Raw genomic sequence first — 20,509 nt, forward strand, 5'->3', positions numbered from 1 at the left:
TAAAGTAGAATAAACCATAATAAATCCAAATCAAAATATAGTAAGATTAGAGTTCTAGTCAGTAATACACCAATATTAATGTATGATTATATCTTTCATGGCTCTATTGAGGCTGCGTAAAGTGATGCCTAAATAATCTGCTAAATCTTGTTTAGAGAGCATTTTGGATTCTTCAGAAGAAAAGGAAATTAATTTTTCTAGATTATATGCAATAGAATGAGATTGCTGCTGTGAAGCTCTTATAGCTGTATCTCGAACTTTATTAGACAATGCTTTTAATAATAATAAATTAAATTCTGGTTGATCCTTTAGTAATGTATAAAAATCCTTTTGATCAATTTGATAAACAATAACTTCTGTCATTGCTTCTGCATTACAAAAACTGATAATGTCGTTTAATACTTCTAATTCTCCTAAAATCTCTCCTTTACTAAAAAATTCCTGAATAAAATCTCTTCCATTATCTTCATTAACATAGCATTTTACAATACCATGTTTGATAATAAAAATAGAAGAAACATGCTTTTCTTGAGTAATAATTTTTTCCCCTAAAGAATATTTCCTCTCTTTTATTATGGTTTCAGCAATAGGTATGGATAATTTGGAAAAGAAATCCAATAACTCTTTATCACTTCTAATCATTTGTATATACTTACTTCAATCTCTTTTTATTACAAAAATAGAGAGGTTTATATGCAATATACTAAAGAAAAAAAAGGTAACAAATTTGATTAGTTAGCCTTGCTATATTCTATATATGATTCGTTGATTATTCAAAAATTTTCACCTTAATTTCTTTATCAACAAGATTTTTGAAAGTGGTTACATCATTCGAATTCCCAAGTTCGTAGTGCATTGGTATCACAAAATTGGGCTTAATGGTATTGACCATTTTTGCAGCTTCTTCAATGTTCATAGTCAAATTATCTCCCCCAACAGGAATCATTGCGATGTTAATGTTCTTTAAGTTTTTCATTTCGGGGATATAATCAGTATCACCGGCATGATAGATACGAATACCATTTTCCAAAGTCAATATAAAACCAACATTCTTTTTGGATTTTGGATGTGCTTTGATCCATAAAAACACATTTTTGGTATTATATGCGGCTATAGATTCACTAGTTATAGTATCTAAAATAATAACGCTTCCTGGTTTAACTTGTTTAACCAAATATTTTTTTTTAGATAGTTTTTTAAAAACGCTTTTAGAACAGATAAGTATTGTTTCTGAAGTTGCTATTTGTTCTATTGTTTTTAAAGAGAAATGATCTGGATGAGAATGAGTAATAAAAATATAATCTGCTTTCTCGGCATTAGTTACTTCTACAGGGTCTATATAAATTATTTTTTCTTTTGTTTTTATTTGAAAACTTGAAGGAAAAAAATCTGAGTTATTTACCTGGATTGCTCCCCAAGAGGTTATTCTGATATCATGCAATATGATGTTTTGAACTTCGGGATTTCTTTTGCTGCTTATTGTTACGTTTACCATTGTGCAACTTTGAATTAATATAGCTAATAAACAAAAGATGTAATAAGTTAATTACCTAGATTATAAACTACATCTTATAGATAATATATTAATTTTAAATTTTTATATTCTATATTTTAAATAATAACATGATCAATAGAACGCCTTAATGATCTTGGGAGCTTAGGGCCATAACCAAAACGAACCAATAGACTTATTTGTCCTTTTTCAATATTTAAATAACTTCCTAATTGTGTTTGTATTTTTGGTACTTCTACAGGTTGATTGATAAATGCATGTTTTAACCCAAATGCAGTTGCTTGTAGTGCAAAACGTTGATAAGATCTGCCTGTATTAATCCAATTTTCTTTGGTGTTGTTTTGAGATGAGAATGCAATTACTCCCGAGGAACTCTTTATGTGATCTATATATTTGTTGTTCTCTTTTTTGATATTATATCCATATGTAAAAAAAGCATTACCAATCCATGTAGGGAGAGTTGGGTTACCTGTAGCAGCAGAAAAAAGGCCATCACGATGTGATATTGCCGAAGATGTATTAAAGCGTAACCACTCTTTTAGCTCTTTTACAAAGGCTTTATCTTTCATTTGAAAAGTGTTAGCTTCAATTACATATTCCAAAATGTTTTTCAAATCCTTTTGATCGGTTGACAAAAATATAGATACATTATTACTTTGTGAAATATTCTCAAGTGTCTTCAATTGTTCAATAGGTACAGGTTTGTTATTGTATAGGGTTCGAGTACATTGTCTGTTGATAATTGCTTGAAATAGAATAGATTTGGATACAGGAGAAGGTTCGAAATTAATGAATATCGAATTACTTTTTTTCATATCTATAGATACATGCCCTTTAAGCCCATAAGCTTCAGCAGCTAATAGCATATTTTCTGTGGCACAGCCTAAACTTGCAAATAGGTGGTGATTATTTGGATCTACAACAGGACACTCTCTGGTAAAATCTGGTAAGATAGTAATACAATCAGATGTAATTTTAAAACGCCAGGGTTGGGTGTTATGGCTATTTGCTGCTAATGTAGCATACCTAACTAACTCTAGCATGATATCCTGTCTATTATCAATTTTATCTCTGGAATGTCTCCAGGTATCTAATACCAGGTGATTATAGGTTTGATCAGAATTCATAGAGTATGTTGTTCTTTCTTTAATAATCTCTTATTGGAGTAGATAGCATTAGGTACGTTTTTATTGAAAACTAAAATAAAGCTTAGAACAAACGATTAAAATGATAATTATCATAGAATCAGATATATGTAGATATTGTTAAAATATTTTAGGTTAAAGACTGTAACAGTTTTTTTAAAAAGCTATCTTTAAAAGCACGCTAACTCACAAAAATGAAAAATAAAATAATTTCCCTACTCATTATTATTGTTTTTATAAGTTGTAAAAATGAGAAAGACCCAGTAAAAAGTGAATCCCTTCAAAACAAAGAAGTTGATTCGGTTCAGGTATCAATCGATACTAATGCGGCCTTAGCCTTAAAAGATTCTTCTATTACATCCCTTTCTGTTGCTGTGTATACAAAAGAAAAAGAGTATACAGCACATTATGGAGAATTAGAAAAAGGAAAAGCAAATCCACCTACCGATCAAACGTTTTATGAAATAGGTTCAGTGACTAAAACATTTACCGGTACTTTGGTCGCACAAGCAGTACTCGATGGTAAATTAAGTTTGGATGATGATATTAGAAAATATTTGAAAGGGGATTATGATAATCTCAAGTATAATGGTAATCCTATTTTGATAAAACATATAATTACTCATACTTCGAGTTTACCAAAAAATAATAAAGGAATTGATGAATTATTCGAGAACAGAGACGATAGTTTAGCTTTTAGAGTACATGAAATAGAGAAGGAGTATACAAAAGAAAAGCTATTTAATCACTTAAAAGAAATTACCTTGGATACACTTCCTGGGGAAAAATATGGATACTCTAATTTGGGAGCTAATCTAATGGGGCATATTTTAGAAACTGCTTATGAAAGAACATATCCAGAGTTGTTAGAGCAATTTATTTTTAAACCTTCAGGAATGACGCAGACCAAGATGCGACTTAATGCTGAAGAAAAAAAACGACTAGCAAGAGGATATAATAAAGGAGTTTTAATGCCAAGTCTTCCTTTACCAGAAACATTATTGGGAGCTGCCGGACATTTAAAATCTACAATGCCTGATTTGATTTCATATATGAAGTTTCAACTAGATTCTACTAAAAAAGTAGTACAAGAATCTCATAGTAAAATATTAATGCTCGATGAAAATGAGTGGATTGGATATTTTTGGCCAATAGATAAAGACAGTGAAGGGATTTACTATAGTCATCATGGAGGAGCATTCGGAACCAATACATTTTTCTTTGTATATCCTCATTTTGAAATGGGAATTGCGGTGAGCACAAATTCTAGTAGCCCGGGTGCAACTGGTAATATTAGGGGAGTGGTAGAGGGAATACTGGATGATATAAAACCATTTGGTAAAAAATCTATTGGAAGAGCGATTTTTCAAAAATGTTTGGATAATGTCGATGATGGTATAGCGTATTACAAACAATTAAGAAAAGACCAATTAGAAACGTATAATTTTGAGAATGAGTTTGAACTTAATAGTGTGGGATATACATTATTAAATAGAGGAAAAATTGAAGACGCGATCAAGATCTTTGAACTATCGGTTTCTGTATTTCCTTCTGCTTCTAACCCTTATGATAGTTTAGGAGAAGGGTATCTTGAAAATAAGCAATACGATTTAGCACTTCAGAATTATAAAAAATCATTAGCACTAGATCCAACAAATGAAAATGCCCGAGTAATGATCAGTAAGATTGAAAGTATAAAACAATAAACTTTTTGAGCATATTAAAATTTGCTTAGAATGAATTGTAAAAAAGATTAAATGTAAAAGGGCATCTTTTAATGCCCTTTTACATTATTTTAGTTTTAATTGATTCCTTCTACTCGTTTAACCGGACGAACTTCTATGCGCCAGATACCTTCTTCGAATCGAGGGTCTTCCTTTGTGATTTCGATTGCCTCTTCCAGACTTTCTGCCATAAGATGATAATAACCAGAAATAATCTCTTTGGTCTCATTGTAAGGTCCGTCAATAATTTTTCCATTTTTATACGATAACATACGACCTTCCATTTCGAGAGGTTGAGCAGATTTCATTTTACCTTCTTCAGTTAGTCGTTTTATAAAACCACCAACTTTTTCGATATGTTGTTGTAATTGTTCTGGAGAAAGGTTTGCTTTTGGACTCTCCTCACTTCTGATAAATAACATGAATTCTTTCATTGTTCTATTTTTTAGATTATACCCTTACAACAATCGAGTAAATATTATAGGGACATTATTTTTATTTTTTTTTCTAGTTGTTGGAGATCTCTTGGATTGTTACATGCTATAATGGCTTGCTGTAAGTGTTTTATAGCATTTTTATTTTTGTTTTCTTGTATATAAAATTCTGCTAATGTCGCATGAAAAAGATGATGATTACTGATATCAGAGTTACGTTCTAATTGTAATAATTCATTAATTGCTGTGGTATTTCCTTTAACCTTTGCCAGAGGAATACTTCTATTGAGGCGCACAAGAGGTGTGTTTTCTAGTTCTAGAAGACTATCATAAAGAGAAAGTATTTCTCTCCAGTTTGTAGCTTCAAAATTGGGAGCAATACAATGATGAGCAGAAATAGTTGCCAGAATAAGATAAATAGAGATTGTATCTTCTTTAGTCGTTTGGTTTAAATATTGAATTCCTGTATTTATTAATGAAGTATTCCATTTTTTTCTATCCTGTTTATGCATTTCTATAATAGTACCTGTATCACTTCGGGCTTCAAAACGAGCAGCATTTAGATACATCAATGCTAATAAGGCATACACATCAGATTTGAGTTGAATATGGGTATTATATACAAGAATTTCTGCCAACCTTATGGCCTCCAAACAGAGATCATATCGTATTACTTTATTTTGTTGTGATGGACTATATCCTTCATTAAAAAGAAGGTAAATTGTTTTAAGCACAATATCTATATTTTCTGAAATATTCTTAGGAATTTCAAAGGAAATCTCAGAAATTCTTAGCTGTTTTCGACCTCTAACTAACCGTTTGTTAATGGTTTCTGTTGTAGTAAAAAAAGCATTGGCTATCTCTTGAATACTAAAACCACAAAGTATTTTTAATATAAGTGCAATTTGAGAATTTTCTGAAATATCAGGATGACAACAGACAAACATCATTTTTAGCTGCTCATCTTTAATAAGATCCTCAGAAATTTCAAGTTTTTCTAGTGCGATATGATTTCCCTCTTGTTGTAATAGTGATTCGTATTGAACTTTATACTTTTTTCTTTTTAAAATATTAAGTGTGTGGTTTTTTGCAGTGGTATATAACCATGCTTGAGGATTTTCTGGTATTCCGTGCTGTTGCCAATGATCTACAGCCTTTAATAATGTCTCCTGCACGATATCTTCAGCAGTTTCAACATTGTTAGTTCCAATATATCGAGTAACTACAGAGACTATTTTTCCATATTCATTTCTAAAAAAATGTTCGGTAAGCTCTAAAGTATATTTTTTATCAATTTCATTCATTCAGTATTGTCTATATGGGGAGAGATATCCTATCAGTCATCAATTTTTTTCAATGTTATTTCAATAGCGGTTTCCAAAATTGGTTCCATGATAGCATATCCCTTTGCATTTGGATGTACACCATCATCCCCTAAATCTTTCTGTAAACCATTAGATGTATTTACCATAGCACTAAAATAATCTACATAAGTAATGTTATTTTGGTCTGCATATGATTTTATCATTGTATTAAGTTCTATTACTTTTTCTGCTGGTTTCATCTTTTTTTTCCACGGAAAATTATTTGCGGGAAGTACAGAGCATACAATGACCTTGATGTTGTTAGATTTTGCCAACTCTGTCATTGAAATGATATTATCCATAATCATTTGTAGTGTTGAAGGGCCTGTATTGCCAGCAATATCATTTATACCAGCCAGAATTACAACAATTGATGGTTTTAAATGAACAACATCTTGCCTAAAACGTAATACCATTTGAGGAGTAGTTTGCCCACTAATACCTCTATTTATATAAGGTTTATTATTGAAAAATTGTGGCCTTTGTTGTAACCAGAATTCAGTGATAGAATTCCCCATAAATACAACTCGATGTTCTCCGGTAGTAGGCAACTTTAATTCACTATTTTCTTTTTGAAATCGTTTAAGGTTTGCCCAATCCTGAGCTAGCAATGATGTAAACATAAATAGAGTAAATAAAGTGCAACAGGTTATTTTTATGATATTCATAAGTTAGATAGTTATCGTGATGGGTTAAGTGCTGTTATTCATTAGTTTAGCTCTTTAGGATACCTATCTGCAATGAGATTGAGTTCGATGTTATGCTCCAGGTACGATTTTAATCCCGCTAACACCCAGGTAAACCCTCCTGTTGCATCCCTGATTTGACTTATTAATTCGTCTGGAGTACCTTTAAATCCAGTATTCGTAATAGTAACAAATGTTTTAGATGCTCCTAAAGATTTAAATGTCCATTCTACAATAGCTTCGGGATCATCTCCCCATTGGATACGGATTTTTTCATTAGTTATAATGAGAATTGCTAATACTGAAACGGTATGATTAAACATTTCCCAGGTCCAGTCGGTTGTTTTACCTTCTTTAAGTATTCCCGAGCCTTTTGTGAACCAAAATTTAGAAGTAATTTCTGGATCTATGAATGCATCAAAAACATCTGAAATTGGTTTACGAATAAGCATTGCAGCTTCGGCAAAATGATTAGTTTTTACTGACATGTTTTTTTATTTAGCAATTCGACACAAGAATTAGGTAATGTACATATAATGAATGGTTTGATTTACTCTAATTGTTCTGTAAAACCAAATGTATTTATGGTGGCGTATGTGCCAATTAATCCAATTACAGAAGCTATAACATCATTAATGTCAAATACATTATTTCCTCCAAGATTATGCCATTTTAGTTCTTGGGATATGACATATAATGATGCTATGCTAACCGCTATCAAATAGATATAAACATCTTTAATACTATGTGTCTTGTTTAAATAATGTCTTAATCGTAATAATAACGCTGTAATAATAAGTGTTCCAAATATAGCTTCGATAGTATTAGGAATTGAGAGCACAATGACTTTAAAAACCATGTAAAAGTTATTATCTAAGACCCATGGTCTTAGATAGAATTTATTAAGCACAAAGACCAAAAAAGCTATTCCAAACAGATATCTAACATATTTTTTGACTTGCATTTTTTAATACTTAAACTATTGTTCCTTTTTTTCAGAATATAAATATCGCAATCCATTTGTAAAGCCAGGCCCAAAAACGGTTCTATGAGTTTCATTTCTCATCACATCTACTTTTAATTCAAGATTCTTTTGTCTTTTAGAATTAAGAGTAAAAACAAAGTCCATTTGTAGATTTTGAATTCGTGTTTCAAGCATTCCTGAAGCCATATAAAGCTTAGTCGGTTTCAGGTTAAGTTCTGTTTCCTTTGCTTCTTTAATTAATAAATTATCTTTAAACCAAAGGGATGGGCTTAATAATAGATATTTGTTAAATAAATGAGGTTTCTTAAGCATTACGTAGCACCCATAAAGTCCACCATAAGAATGTCCATAAATAGCTCGTTCTTCTTCTTTTACTCTATAGTTTTTTGCGATAAAAGGGAAAAGTTCGGACTCTAAAAAATTAGTAAATTCTGGAGCCCCACCAGTTGGGTCAACATATTGTTTACCACCAATTCTTAAGTTTTTATCTTCGACAGGAGTTAAATCTCTACTTCTTAATTTGTAAAAATCATCGTAGTCTGTACCATAGGCAATACCAACAATCAGGACTTTTGGAATAAGCTTATCTTTTATTAATCTCTGAACAATATAACTTACTCCTCCAAAATTTGTTTCTGCATCCAAAACGTAGAGTACAGGATATTTTTCTGATCCATTTTCATAACCCTTGGGGAATTTAATCTTGATTTTATAGTTATGTCCGTTATATGTTGATGTTAATTCTTTGACTTTTGTATTTGCTAGAACAACTTCAGAATTATCAACCAAATATTCTAATGTATTAAGCTGATGTTCTATAGAGTCTATACGTTTTTTTAGAGCATTATTTTCATTTTTCACAAGGTCAAACTCAGACTGAGGTATTCCACAACTTGTTAGAAATATAACGAATACGATGATTATATGCTTGTTCATTTGTACTACAATATATGTTATGAATTAAAGTTCATTTTCCTTTTTCTCCTTCATTTTTTCAATCATTTTGGAGGCATGAGTGTTTTGAGGGTTTAATTCCAACGATTTTTCATAGTTTTCTATAGCCAGATCAAGTTCGCCAATATTCATACAAGCTTCGGCATAACTATCGTAAACATTAGAACTATCAGGGTAGAGTAGTGTATTGACTTTAAACACATCTTGAGCAAGTTTTAGGTTGTCAGTATTCATTAATCGATATCCTAATCCATTTAAATTGTTTTCTGCAATAACAGGATTATTTGGATTGGCCTGTATTAAGGTTTTATACTCTTTTAATCCATTTTCAAAGTCACCAGAAGCTAGAAATTCTAATGGAAGTTTTTGATCTTCATTTAATCGTTTTAAAGTGGCTTCGATTTTGCCATCGTCAGGATTTAAAAGCAACGCCTGAAACTCACCACTCTCTTTATCCATCTTAAATTGAATCGGTCGTTCATTATCTCTACTTATAAATGTACTGTCAGAAATTTTAAATAATTCAACAGGTTTTTCGCCGATACTTTTTCTAAACAGATGCTGGTTAGAGTAATATACTTCCGTTATTCTGTTTTGATCTATCTGATAACGACCACTAATTTTGGAAAGATTTGTTGTATCTATTTCCATTTTCTTATATGTTGGGACATAGTTATCCCATGCATAGGTGTTGGCCACTGATCTAATTAATTCACTAATAAAATCTGGATGATTAGAATTGGTGAGTACAACGACTCCATATCCTTTGTCTTTATGAGCTATTAATTCACTAGAGAATCCTTCATCCCATCCACCATGACCAAAGTATATTTCATTTCCTTTTTTTGTAATGAAAATACCTAGGCCTACAAACTTCTCTACAAAAGGGGTAAGCATTTTAGTAGCCATTTCTTGCGATACTACAATTTTACTATTTCCTTTTATGCTTTCTTGGATATTGACTGCAAATTTCGCAAGATCTTCTGCTGTTGTCCATAATCCTGCAGCAGCCATTTCTGGGTAAGTATGTCGTTTACCATTTGTCATTGAACCATCTGGTAAATATCCTGTTGCTGCCATTTGTAATTGTTCTCCTTCTAAAGGCTGATTATAGGTGCTATTATTCATATTTAATGGTTGCAATACCAAATCATTCATTAAGGACGGAAATGATTTACCTTCTACATCCATCATCATTTGTTGCATTATTGTGTATCCTCCACCAGAGTATCGAAAACTTTTTTCCGGGACCTTATCAACAAATATTGGAGCAGAATTAGCAGGGGGCGCTCCATTAAGTACTTGAACAACTGTTGGTACAGGAAGATCAGGACTATATCCTAAAAAACCATGTACAGTAACTCCTCCAGAATGATTTAGAAGGTGTTTGAGTGCTACTTTTTTATCTTTAGTAAATTCGCTATCAGGTAGTTTCCAAGATTGTAGATAGATATTTACATCTTCATCCAAATTAATTTTATTTTGTTCGACCATCCTTAATGCACCATATGCCGCTACAGGTTTACTAATTGATCCAGCCTGAAAAAGAGTTTGCGATGTTACAGGTTTTGCATTCTCTTTATCTACAATACCGTAACTTTTTACCCATTCAATCTTATAGTCTTTAATCACAGCAATACTAACACCTGGTACTCCGTAATGTTCCATACGTTCTTCTATAGTCCATGTAGAGTCTCCTTCTATATGAACCGGGTGTCCAAGACCAGTTTCTACCATTTTAATATAGTCTGGAGGAGTAGTAGTTTTGGTTGGAGTAGAACAGGAAATAAAAAAACATGGAGCCCAAAAAAGGAAAAGAATTTTTTTCATGACAGTGTGATTTTGTGTGTGATTTTAGTTTTTGATTTATGAATTGTATGTACTTTTTTGATGAGTATGTTTGACAGTTGATAAAGTTACTAAATAAAAAGTAGCCTTATGTATATATTATCACGAGACATCCCTGTCTATGATGACTGGTTCTTATCAAGATCAAAATTAAAAACAACAATAGGATCTTTGTCTTCTATACCTCCTGCAGCATAATAAGTTTTTCTAGCGGCGACATTAGAGTGTTCTGTAGCTACCCATGCCTCATTGCAATCTAGTTGTTTTGCATATTCGCATAAATAAGCTGTAATTTTTCTTCCTATGCCCATATTTTGATATGTTTCTATAACCCCCACTTCATTTATAAATAAAGAAGGATTCTTATCCGGATGAATGTAGTGAAATGCAGATGCCATGGCGATAATTTCTTTCTTATAATATGCAAGTATCAAATGATGTCTAGGGTCGTTTAGAAATTCTTTGGCACGATTTATTTTAATTGGGAGATCAAATAATTGTGTGCCAACATTTTGCATTGCAGGAAGGTCAGATATTGTGGCTACTTTAAAATATAACTGATCGAGCATGTTGAATATTTTTAAATTTTTATGACCTAAAATTTAAAAGTTAATAGGTTACAATTTAGGCAAAACTAAAAAAGGATTATGTGAAGGTTTAATTAAAGTTTACAATGATCAATACTATAATGATTTATTGAGAAAGCAGAATCAGGTACGTTTTACACTAGGTTTTTCTAAAACATGAGTTGCCTAATCGAAAAGTATACTTCCCTCATTTGTGATTTCCAAAACCCTATTGGTAAAGTACTTTTAAGTGTAACTAAAAACTAACGACTATGAAAAACTCACTACTTTTTAAGTGTATCACTATAACTGTACTGATGTTACTTTGCTATTCAACAGTGTTCTCACAAGATGGAACATTAACTGGAGTATTAGCAGATAATGAAGGATTGCCGCTTCCAGGGGTTAATATTATGATAAAGGGCACTAATGTAGGTGTTCAGACTGATTTTGATGGTAATTATAGTATCAATTGCAATGTGGGAGATGTCTTAGTATTTAGCTATGTAGGGTTTTCTTCTAAAGAGGTTATAGTAACAGCAGAGCTGTTAGGGCAAACAGAAACTATTGCTATGACCAAAAAAGAAGCTGTATTGCCAATGCAAAGCACTGCATATTCTGATGCTATACAAAAAAAGACTAATACACGCTTTAATGTCCCTAACTTTAATGAAAGCAAGTATACTTTTAATCAAAGGGGATCTTATTTTCAATATAACAGGATTAAAGGGATAGACATTGAAAAAGAAAATAATAAAGTTGACCTTACTTATTTTAGTCCGGATATTTTTTACGAAGTTGGATGGAATTCGACTACCAGTTTACAGTTTGTAAAACAAAATAATTTACCTAATCTGCAACGCACGTTTAGTCAAGGACAGCCCTTTAATGCTGAATCTACTTTTTTTGGACCAGAAAGCGGAGTAGTATTTTCTTATGGACCAAGACTAAACAGTTTACAATTTGATGAGATTGCATATCCATTTGATCAGAATGGGAGATTAATTCCTCTATCAGATACCGGGGGTGAAAAAGCTAATGACTATGATAACAGTATATTTGAAACGATTACAAAAACCAGTAATAGTGTTTTTTTTAATATCACTACCGATAAGAATTTTTATGGAGTAACTTACCGGGATAAAAGAAACAAAGATATCTTCAATACAGAACGAAGTCGTTTTCAGGAGATAGAATTAAGACATAACAATCCTAAAAATTCTGATAAAAAAGTAACATGGGATACTTTTATTAAGTATGCCAAAAGAATTGATAATCAACCTAACCTTAATGGATTTTTAAATACTTTATTACTTAATACATGGGCTACCCCAGTCAGTTTTGAAAATCAACAAGGGAGTAGACTTATCACAGATACACAGCGTAGTTTTAGTCCGGAGCATTTTAATAATCCCTTATGGTTATTAAAAAATAATAGGAATAGGTCTGTTAATAGCATGTTTTCTGCAAGTATTCAAAATGGTTTTAAATTAGGAGAAGATACCTCGTTATATACCAATATAAATCATAGTTATGTCTCAAATAAACAAAGTTTTGGATTGATTCCAGGTACAGTTGGGTATAATGATGGATTTAGTAGTGATAAGGCTTTTGATACGAATACTTTTAATGCAGAAACTACCTTTAAACTTAATCAATATCTTGATGAATCAGATATTGATTTTACTTCGAAAGCAAGTTATTCTTATAAAGGATTAAGATATAACTTATCAGAGCGCAGTGGTTTTGATCCTTTTTCTTTCCAAAACCCAACAGATAGCAATATTACAACTCAGAAACTTACTAGAAATACACTTCAATTATTTAATATAATAAGTTATACCATATCAGATTGGGATACAACCATAAAGTTGAGTAATACTTCCTATGTATCATCTATTCAAAATAACAAATGGTTTTTACCAAGTATAGCGTTAGAGACAGATCTCGCTGATCTATTTGATATGAATGGGGTTGGAGAGTTTAAAATTTCCACAAGCGCAGATTTTAGTGTAAAAGATACTCCTCTGTATTATAATAATCAAAGTCACAATAGTTTAAATATAACCCCGCTTCAAAGTCAAGGTTTAATAGCAAATAATGACTTGTTTGTAAGTGATGCTTTACAGCTAGAAGAAAAAACAAGCTATTCTATAACTACTCAGATTAGGACCGATGCTTTTAATAAGCCTATAAATTTTGGACTAACATACTATAACAATACGATTGATGAAAGTGTATTTCCTGTGTTAGAGGGAGAAGGATTTCAACTTCAGAATATTGCAGATATTAGAACCTATGGTTTCGAAGCAAATTTAGAAGTATTTGTAAATACATATAATGACTTTTCTTATGCTCCCGGACTTGTTTTTTCATTATACAGAAATAAAGTATTAAAAATACAAGGAAATCAGGAGCGTATTCCTATTGCAGGTTTTACAACCATATCAAAAAACCTGATTAAAGGACAACCTGCAGGCGTATTGGTCGGTACTGCCTATCAACGTGATGCGCAGGATAATGTTATTATAGATGATAATGGATTCCCTTTAATAGCTCAAGACTTACAAGTTATTGGTGATCCTACACCAGATTTTGCAATCGGTTTTTCTAATCAATTTAACTGGAAAAGATTTAAGCTCAATTTCTTAATAGATTTTCAAAAAGGTGGAGATGTGTGGAATGGTACTCAGAGTGCCTTGAATTATTTAGGAACCTCTCAGCAATCTGCAGAAGAAAGAGAGATTACAGGTTTTTTGTTTGAAGGAGTAAATCAGCTAGGGCAACCTAATACAATAACTGTGGACTTTGCTAATCCATCCAATACTATTGCAGAGAATCGATTTGTACGGTATGGGTTTGAAGGTGTCGGAGAAGAGGGAATTGTAGACGGTAGTTACCTCAATCTAAAATCAATTAACCTTTCCTACTCTATAAAAAAAACTGATGATCGAGATTTTATACGTGAGTTTGATATAGGGGTTTATGGAAATAACTTATTCACCTATTCACGATTTAGAGGGGCATCACCGTATAGTAGTTTGTTTGATCATACATCAGGACAAGGTCTTCAGTTTTTTAATACCCCAATTGTGAGTGAAATAGGAATACAAATCAAAATAAAATTATAGCATTATGCGTACATATAAACAAAACATAAAAAAAAGCATCTTGATTTTAATATTAAGCATAGCTTCAATTTCATTTGTTAACCATTCAGATAATCAAGAGCTTATTGAGGATATTTATACTCATGTTGATCGTCCATTTTATTTTCCTGGAGAAACGATCTGGTTTAAATCTTATGTTGTAGATAGTGAACATAAAATTACAACAATAAGTGATGCTATGTATGCCGAACTTATCTCACCTAAAGGGACCGTGGTAAAGCAATTAAAGATCAGAATAAATGAAGGATATGCCTATGGTAATTTTGATACAAAACAAGATTGGGTAGGTGGAATATACACCTTAAAAATGTATACTAATTGGATGCGTAATGCTGGCGAAACCTCTTTTTTTACTAAAAAAGTTACGATTCAAAAGGTAATTCAACCCGAATTACTACTTAAACTCAAATTTGAAAAAGAAGGATACGGAAAAGGTTCCAAAGTAATTGCTAATTTTGAAGTCAAAGACCTTAAGAACAATCCGCTATCTCATAAAGAAATTCAATATGAAGTTGCAGTAAAGGGGAAGAAAATTTTATCAGATACTGTCGAAGCAGATATAAATGGTAAAGCAAAACCAACTTTTAATTTACCTAAGGATTTATCTACGATAGACGTTGTTCTTAATGTATTAATTTCTTATAACGGCTCAACAGAATCTATATCACGCAGTATTCCTGTGGTTCTTGATACAATTGATCTTCAATTTTTTCCTGAAAGTGGAAAAATCATTGCTGGAACCAGAAATCAAATAGCATTAAAGGCATTAAATGAGTTTGGTAAACCCGTTGATGTATCTGGTAATATTATAGATGATACAGGTGCGATTGTAACCAATTTTAGTAGCTATCACGATGGTATGGGAAGTTTTATGATGAATGCTATTCATGAAACTTCGTATTATGCACAAATTACAGCACCTTTTATTTCTGAAAAGAAAATACAATTACCCAAAGTATATGAAAATGGCTTACGATTTTCTGCAATCACGGATAGTATACAAACCACATTAACAGTTTTTTCTACATTAAAAAAATCCATGCATCTTGAGGTTGCTAATGCGAATAAAGTGTTATGGAAACAAAATATAAAGTCTGATCAGCAAAAAATAATGATTCCTACGGCAGATTTACCTATGGGAATTACAAGATTTACCTTTTATGATGCTCAGAAGATACCAATAGCAGAACGATTAGTATTTATTAATTCACATAAAAAACTAAAGGTTGAAATTACTACTAATAAGGAACATTATGAAACCAGAGAAAAGGTAGAGGTACAGCTTAAAACTACTGATGATAAAGGAAATCCTATTCCTGCAAATTTATCCATTGCTGTAGCAGATCATAAGTTACTTTCTTTTGCAGATGATAAACAAGATCATATACTATCTTATTTACTGATGTCTTCAGAGTTAAAAGGAAAAATACATAAACCTGTATTTTATTTTGATCCAGAAGAACCTAAAGCTATTAAAGCTTTGGATTATGTAATGCTAACACATGGTTGGAGAGATTATATAAAACCAAATACTTCGACAGAGGACCCGGCATTATACCTTCCAGAAAAAGAAGCGATTCACAGTGGTACTGTTGTTGATACAAAAGGAAATCCTGTAAAAGCACATGTGTTGTTGTTTGATCAACAAGGAAATAAAGTATTAGTATTTGATACTAATAAGAATGGAAAATTCTCTTGTAAGCTAGGAAAAGCAAATACACATATTATGATTGCTTACACCGATGATCATAAGTCATTACGTATTATAGAAGCGACTACAGAAGAGGGCTATGATGCGCAAGCAAGAAATAGATTAGAGGATATCAAAGATAATAGTAGAGTAAAGTCTTTTAGAGGAGTGAAATCTCCTGTACAAAAGATTATTAGAAAGAAAGCTAAACCTGCACCAATTGAACTTTCTGAAGATAAGTCACAATTGGACGAAATTGTAATTGTGGGTAATGGAATACAACAAAAAAGAATGATTTCTGGATCTATTAGTACTGTAAAAAACGAAGAACTAGAAGGGCAGGCGGCAGGAAGCTTTGTAGACGCATTACAAGGAAGAGTTGCAGGAGTAAATATAGTGAATGCCGATGGTATTTATGGAAGTAGCTCAAAAATAATGATAAGGGGCACGAGTAGTATATCAGGTAATAATCAACCGTTGTTTGTGATTGACGGAATCCCGGTTGCAAATGATGAAGTAGGTAACCTGGATGCAGATGTTATAGAATCAATTACCATATTAAAAGATATAGCAGCAACATCACTGTATGGAAGCCGAGGAGCTAATGGAGTAATTGTAATTTCATCCAAACATAAAAAATACTTCCATAACTGGGGAAAGAAAAAATTGAATAATGCAAAATTTAATAATTATGCTTACCATTATTTGTATAAAGGTAGGTCATTAACAAATTATACTCCCCGAGTGTTCTATGCCCCTGTATATGATAGTAAGATGTTACCAGAAGAACGTACAGATTTTAGAAAAACGATTTATTGGAACCCAGTTGTGCAAACGAATGATAAAGGAGAAGCAAACCTGTCTTTTTATAATTCTGACGCGATTACATCATTTAATATCATTGCAGAAGGAATAGGGTATAATGGATTAGTGGGAAGAAAAGAAAAGCAATACAGCACTAAGAAACAATTAACTATTGATTTTAAGATTCCTAATTATATGGCACTTCAGGATACTGTAAGGTTGCCTTTGACTATTAAAAATGAATCTTCAGATGTACTAGAGGCAGAGGTCGATCTTCATCTTCCAAAAGGGATACAACAAATATCATCTTTTGATTCAGAAATTAAACTTCAACCAAATGAAGTAAGACAAGTATATGTTCAAGTAGTTCCTCTTTCAGTAAGAGCAAATAACAGAATAGTATGTTCTGTAAAATCAGAAATGTATAGTGATACTGTAAATAAAGAAGTCACAGTAATAAGTCCATATTTTCCAACGGAAGTTTCTGTGTCGGGATCGCAAAACAAGGCATATACTTTTGATGTAAATTCAATAGTACCCAATAGCCTTACTGCTGATTTCACTATTTACACTGATATTGTAGGAGATGTGATGAATGGGATAGAATCTCTTATTCGTCAACCCCATGGATGCTTTGAACAGACTTCATCTAGTACGTATCCAAATATTATGGTATTAAAATACCTAAAAGAATCAGGAAGAAGTAATCCTGAGATCACTGCTAAGGCAATGAAGTACATTAAAGAAGGATACAAAAGACTGATTAGTTTTGAAACCAAAGAAGGAGGGTTCGAATGGTTTGGTCATACACCACCGCATGAAACTTTAACTGCTTATGGAGTATTAGAGTTTACAGAAATGAAAGAGATCTATCCTAAGGTGAATCAGAAAATGATTGATCGAACCGTAGATTGGCTTATGAGCAGAAGAGATGGTAATGGAGGATTTAGAAAAAGTAAAAAAGGGTATGATAGTTTTGCCAGTTCACCAAAAGAGGTTGCTGATGCCTATATTGTTTATGCGATTAGTGAAGCAGGTATACAAGTGGATATAGAAAAGGAATATCAAACTACTTATACAAAGGCATTAAAAAGTAATGATACATATCGTATGGCATTATTAGCTGCTGCTAGTTTTAATTTCGGAAAAAATAATAATGGTAATATGCTATTAAATGCAATTACCAAAAATATCGAGGAATACAATTTTAAAGCTTTACCTGTAGAAAATACAATTACACGTTCCTATGGAGATTCAAAATATGTAGAAACAGCGGCTTTTGTTGTTTTAGCAATGCTAAAGGCAGAAAACAGAGATGATATATTGATTACAAAGGGGATTGAATATATTATTAGTAAAAGAAATGGAGGAAGATTTGGATCTACACAGGCAACGTCGATGGCACTCAAAGCATTGATTGGATATACAAGAACACAAAGAAATAAAATAATTGCTAATAATGAATCTGTACATTTAAATCTCAATGGAAATACAATTTCCAAGAAATTAAAAATTAATGAAAAAGGACAAGTCGTTATTGATGGTTTAGAAAGTTATATCAAAGAAGGAAAACAAGAAATGACGGTTCGGTTTAACAATGGAGATATAACTTTTCCTTATGAAATGAATATACAATGGGATAGCCCTGTACCAGATAGTTCTGATGAATGTAAATTGCAACTAAAAACTACACTGATGAATACGCGATATGAAGTTGGAGATAATGTAAGAATGACAATAGAAGTAAATAATCAATCTACACGCGGAATAGCAATGCCAATGGCAATAGTAGGGATACCGTCTGGAACGACACCACAGCCCTGGCAACTTAAAGAATTAGTAGAGCATAAAGAAGTAGCGTATTATGAAATTTTTGAAAACTACCTGATTTTTTATTGGAGAGAGTTTACGGGCTCAGAATCTAAGACAATTCATCTAGATCTAAAAGCCGATATCCCTGGAGTTTATAAAGCTCCTGCAAGTTGTACTTATCAATATTATGCCGATGACTACAAACATTGGATTTCTGGAAACACAGTTACCATAGGAGTGAAGCAATAGAAACAACTCAATGTATAAATAAAATGAAGAAGAGTGTAAATAAAAAAACCAGGAATCTCAAAGAGAACCCTGGTAAAACATACCATAGAAAAGTGTGAAAAGATACATGTTTTACATGCAATTTCTACATGTGTTTTGATGCGTAATCATATTTAAAAAAAGCTGGTTAATGATTCTCTTTTAAACCGGGAACCTAAATCTACTCTAACAAGATTCCCGGTAACAAGTAGAAGACAAATTAACATTGTATTTACAGCCCCCCGTAAAATACTTCTACTATGTTGTGTGAACAGTGATAATGTGTTAAGTATTGGTTTTCATTAATTCGTAATTTCATTTATATAAGTGTGCAAATTTTGATATAGCATTCATTAAGCTCTTGGTCTATAGTATATAGATATCATAATGTATCATTATACTCATAGATATAGCATCTACAAATATTATAGTGCAGATAACTGGTGGTTTTCTTTTATGGATTTTAGATGGTGATTGGTCTTAAGGACAATATTATTTTCGATATGATACATTTGATTTTGCTTCTTTTCGTTAGAAGTAGAACAATCCAAACTTATCATATAGAAAATCATTGGGGTTTTAACTACAGGGTTCATGATGGTTGGTGTTATAAACTTATGTTTACTAATAAAATTTTGTAGCGATCTTCTGATGTAAATTTAGGAAATAACTTCATCTTTGAATTATGGTAAATTCTCATGGTCTTGATGGTAAAACTCTATTATATAGGTGTATAGAACCGTATTTTTATATTTTAATGCCTTTGTTTGTAGTATGTTGAAAGGTATATGTGTGTACGGAAAACCGTAAAAATTACATTTATTTTTTATGAATTAATTAACATTTGTTTAAGTATTGTGTTAATTAAGTGTTAATAAAATGAAGGTTGCTCCAAAAAGCAACAATTATATAAGTTCACTATCCCCAATAAATACGGGTAATGACAAGTAAATTCAATTAAAAATGAATGTTTATCAAGAATATGCAACGTAGTTCTGTAGATATAGGGTTTGGACTATAAAATCGTACCAGTTCGAGTGATAAAACATTTCAAATATTATATCTATGTAGAGGATAGTTTTGATATTCTGGACTAAAAACAGCTTCTCAATAGTTCTGCTGAGCTTGTCCAAGTATAATTTCCTCAATTTTATTACAAAAACACTCGAACTGACGATTTTAAAACAACCTAACCTTTATACCAAACTATGTTTGTTTAAGGATGGAGTAAAGATAATGAAGGAGTTATGTAATATTTCGGGGTCAAAAACCCTATTTCTTACAGGGGAATAACTGTGTGTTATACCGTCTCGTGTATGAGCAGTAGCGGATTTAAGCGACTGCATTTCGGATATCAATATACTTTAATTTAATGAAAAACGGTTCGAGTTAGCACTCAAACCGCTATTACTTATACACATCTTAAGTTTACAATCTCTTAATTTTAAGGTTTAATCAGAAAGAACAAAAGAGAGGAATAAGATTAATATACACGTAGAACATTGCAGTTCGTCAACATTGATAATCCCTTCTCTTTTCCTACTAAG

At 31.8% G+C, this 20,509-nt stretch carries 15 protein-coding genes; 3 read left to right on the forward strand and 12 right to left on the reverse strand.

All coding sequences use genetic code 11. From position 1 onward, the window contains the following. Window positions 1-75: 75 nt before the first annotated feature. The 3 genes from DK442_RS05970 to DK442_RS05980 form a co-directional block, all read right to left on the reverse strand. Entirely contained in the window at window positions 76-642 is a 567-nt protein-coding gene (locus DK442_RS05970) for a Crp/Fnr family transcriptional regulator (RefSeq protein WP_109434952.1), read from the reverse strand. A gap of 127 nt (window positions 643-769) precedes the next feature. Then, window positions 770-1,495 carry an MBL fold metallo-hydrolase gene (locus tag DK442_RS05975; protein ID WP_109434953.1) on the reverse strand — a complete coding sequence of 242 codons (726 nt, stop codon included), beginning with the start codon at window positions 1,493-1,495 and terminating at the stop codon, window positions 770-772. 116 nt (window positions 1,496-1,611) lie between these two features. Then, window positions 1,612-2,640, reverse strand: a complete 1,029-nt coding sequence (locus tag DK442_RS05980; RefSeq protein WP_109434954.1) for a nitroreductase family protein — start codon at window positions 2,638-2,640, stop codon at window positions 1,612-1,614. 212 nt (window positions 2,641-2,852) lie between these two features. On the opposite strand from DK442_RS05980, the gene DK442_RS05985 reads away from it, so the two are divergent. Next, window positions 2,853-4,364 carry a serine hydrolase gene (locus DK442_RS05985; protein WP_109434955.1) on the forward strand — a complete coding sequence of 504 codons (1,512 nt, stop codon included), beginning with the start codon at window positions 2,853-2,855 and terminating at the stop codon, window positions 4,362-4,364. Window positions 4,365-4,459: 95 nt separating this feature from the next. Here DK442_RS05985 and DK442_RS05990 read toward each other — a convergent pair whose 3' ends face one another. The 8 genes from DK442_RS05990 to DK442_RS06030 all read right to left on the reverse strand — a co-directional run bounded on the left by DK442_RS05990 (window position 4,460) and on the right by DK442_RS06030 (window position 11,222). Further along, window positions 4,460-4,816 (reverse strand): YciI family protein, encoded by a 357-nt coding sequence (locus DK442_RS05990; protein WP_109434956.1) that lies wholly within the window; start codon window positions 4,814-4,816, stop codon window positions 4,460-4,462. A gap of 44 nt (window positions 4,817-4,860) precedes the next feature. Further along, complete coding sequence (locus DK442_RS05995; RefSeq protein WP_109434957.1) at window positions 4,861-6,120, reverse strand: RNA polymerase sigma factor; 1,260 nt, start codon at window positions 6,118-6,120, stop codon at window positions 4,861-4,863. Between the two features lie 32 nt (window positions 6,121-6,152). Further along, a complete protein-coding gene (locus DK442_RS06000; RefSeq protein WP_109434958.1) occupies window positions 6,153-6,803 on the reverse strand; it encodes an SGNH/GDSL hydrolase family protein in 651 nt (216 codons plus the stop codon). 86 nt (window positions 6,804-6,889) lie between these two features. Further along, window positions 6,890-7,354 carry an SRPBCC family protein gene (locus DK442_RS06005; RefSeq protein ID WP_109434959.1) on the reverse strand — a complete coding sequence of 155 codons (465 nt, stop codon included), beginning with the start codon at window positions 7,352-7,354 and terminating at the stop codon, window positions 6,890-6,892. A gap of 62 nt (window positions 7,355-7,416) precedes the next feature. Continuing rightward, window positions 7,417-7,830 carry a hypothetical protein gene (locus DK442_RS06015; RefSeq protein WP_109434960.1) on the reverse strand — a complete coding sequence of 138 codons (414 nt, stop codon included), beginning with the start codon at window positions 7,828-7,830 and terminating at the stop codon, window positions 7,417-7,419. 15 nt (window positions 7,831-7,845) lie between these two features. Beyond that, window positions 7,846-8,787 carry an alpha/beta hydrolase gene (locus DK442_RS06020; RefSeq protein ID WP_109434961.1) on the reverse strand — a complete coding sequence of 314 codons (942 nt, stop codon included), beginning with the start codon at window positions 8,785-8,787 and terminating at the stop codon, window positions 7,846-7,848. Window positions 8,788-8,811: 24 nt separating this feature from the next. Beyond that, window positions 8,812-10,635, reverse strand: a complete 1,824-nt coding sequence (locus tag DK442_RS06025; RefSeq protein WP_109434962.1) for a serine hydrolase — start codon at window positions 10,633-10,635, stop codon at window positions 8,812-8,814. A 137-nt stretch (window positions 10,636-10,772) separates the two neighbouring features. After that, window positions 10,773-11,222 (reverse strand): GNAT family N-acetyltransferase, encoded by a 450-nt coding sequence (locus DK442_RS06030; protein ID WP_109434963.1) that lies wholly within the window; start codon window positions 11,220-11,222, stop codon window positions 10,773-10,775. 269 nt (window positions 11,223-11,491) lie between these two features. On the opposite strand from DK442_RS06030, the gene DK442_RS06035 reads away from it, so the two are divergent. Continuing rightward, window positions 11,492-14,350: a carboxypeptidase-like regulatory domain-containing protein gene (locus DK442_RS06035; RefSeq protein ID WP_109434964.1), complete on the forward strand. Its 2,859-nt coding sequence runs from the start codon at window positions 11,492-11,494 to the stop codon at window positions 14,348-14,350. A 4-nt stretch (window positions 14,351-14,354) separates the two neighbouring features. Beyond that, a complete protein-coding gene (locus DK442_RS06040; protein WP_109434965.1) occupies window positions 14,355-18,944 on the forward strand; it encodes a TonB-dependent receptor plug domain-containing protein in 4,590 nt (1,529 codons plus the stop codon). A 443-nt stretch (window positions 18,945-19,387) separates the two neighbouring features. Here the strand turns inward: DK442_RS06040 and DK442_RS28125 are convergent, their stop codons facing one another. Next, window positions 19,388-19,558 (reverse strand): hypothetical protein, encoded by a 171-nt coding sequence (locus tag DK442_RS28125; RefSeq protein WP_160114064.1) that lies wholly within the window; start codon window positions 19,556-19,558, stop codon window positions 19,388-19,390. Window positions 19,559-20,509 lie beyond the last annotated feature (951 nt).

It is taken from the genome of Aquimarina sp. AU119 (assembly GCF_900312735.1).
In the GTDB taxonomy this organism is placed as follows: domain Bacteria; phylum Bacteroidota; class Bacteroidia; order Flavobacteriales; family Flavobacteriaceae; genus Aquimarina; species Aquimarina algiphila.

Excerpts from the sequence above, each read along its gene's own strand:
- DK442_RS06000 (WP_109434958.1), bottom strand. The coding sequence starts at position 6,803 with ATGTTTACATCATTGCTAGCTCAGGATTGGGCAAACCTTAAACGATTT.
- DK442_RS06020 (WP_109434961.1), bottom strand. The coding sequence starts at position 8,787 with ATGAACAAGCATATAATCATCGTATTCGTTATATTTCTAACAAGTTGT.
- DK442_RS06005 (WP_109434959.1), bottom strand. The coding sequence starts at position 7,354 with ATGTCAGTAAAAACTAATCATTTTGCCGAAGCTGCAATGCTTATTCGT.
- DK442_RS05995 (WP_109434957.1), bottom strand. The coding sequence starts at position 6,120 with ATGAATGAAATTGATAAAAAATATACTTTAGAGCTTACCGAACATTTT.
- DK442_RS28125 (WP_160114064.1), bottom strand. The coding sequence starts at position 19,558 with ATGAACCCTGTAGTTAAAACCCCAATGATTTTCTATATGATAAGTTTG.
- DK442_RS05990 (WP_109434956.1), bottom strand. The coding sequence starts at position 4,816 with ATGAAAGAATTCATGTTATTTATCAGAAGTGAGGAGAGTCCAAAAGCA.
- DK442_RS06015 (WP_109434960.1), bottom strand. The coding sequence starts at position 7,830 with ATGCAAGTCAAAAAATATGTTAGATATCTGTTTGGAATAGCTTTTTTG.
- DK442_RS05970 (WP_109434952.1), bottom strand. The coding sequence starts at position 642 with ATGATTAGAAGTGATAAAGAGTTATTGGATTTCTTTTCCAAATTATCC.
- DK442_RS06035 (WP_109434964.1), top strand. The coding sequence starts at position 11,492 with ATGAAAAACTCACTACTTTTTAAGTGTATCACTATAACTGTACTGATG.
- DK442_RS06040 (WP_109434965.1), top strand. The coding sequence starts at position 14,355 with ATGCGTACATATAAACAAAACATAAAAAAAAGCATCTTGATTTTAATA.
- DK442_RS06025 (WP_109434962.1), bottom strand. The coding sequence starts at position 10,635 with ATGAAAAAAATTCTTTTCCTTTTTTGGGCTCCATGTTTTTTTATTTCC.
- DK442_RS05975 (WP_109434953.1), bottom strand. The coding sequence starts at position 1,495 with ATGGTAAACGTAACAATAAGCAGCAAAAGAAATCCCGAAGTTCAAAAC.
- DK442_RS06030 (WP_109434963.1), bottom strand. The coding sequence starts at position 11,222 with ATGCTCGATCAGTTATATTTTAAAGTAGCCACAATATCTGACCTTCCT.
- DK442_RS05985 (WP_109434955.1), top strand. The coding sequence starts at position 2,853 with ATGAAAAATAAAATAATTTCCCTACTCATTATTATTGTTTTTATAAGT.
- DK442_RS05980 (WP_109434954.1), bottom strand. The coding sequence starts at position 2,640 with ATGAATTCTGATCAAACCTATAATCACCTGGTATTAGATACCTGGAGA.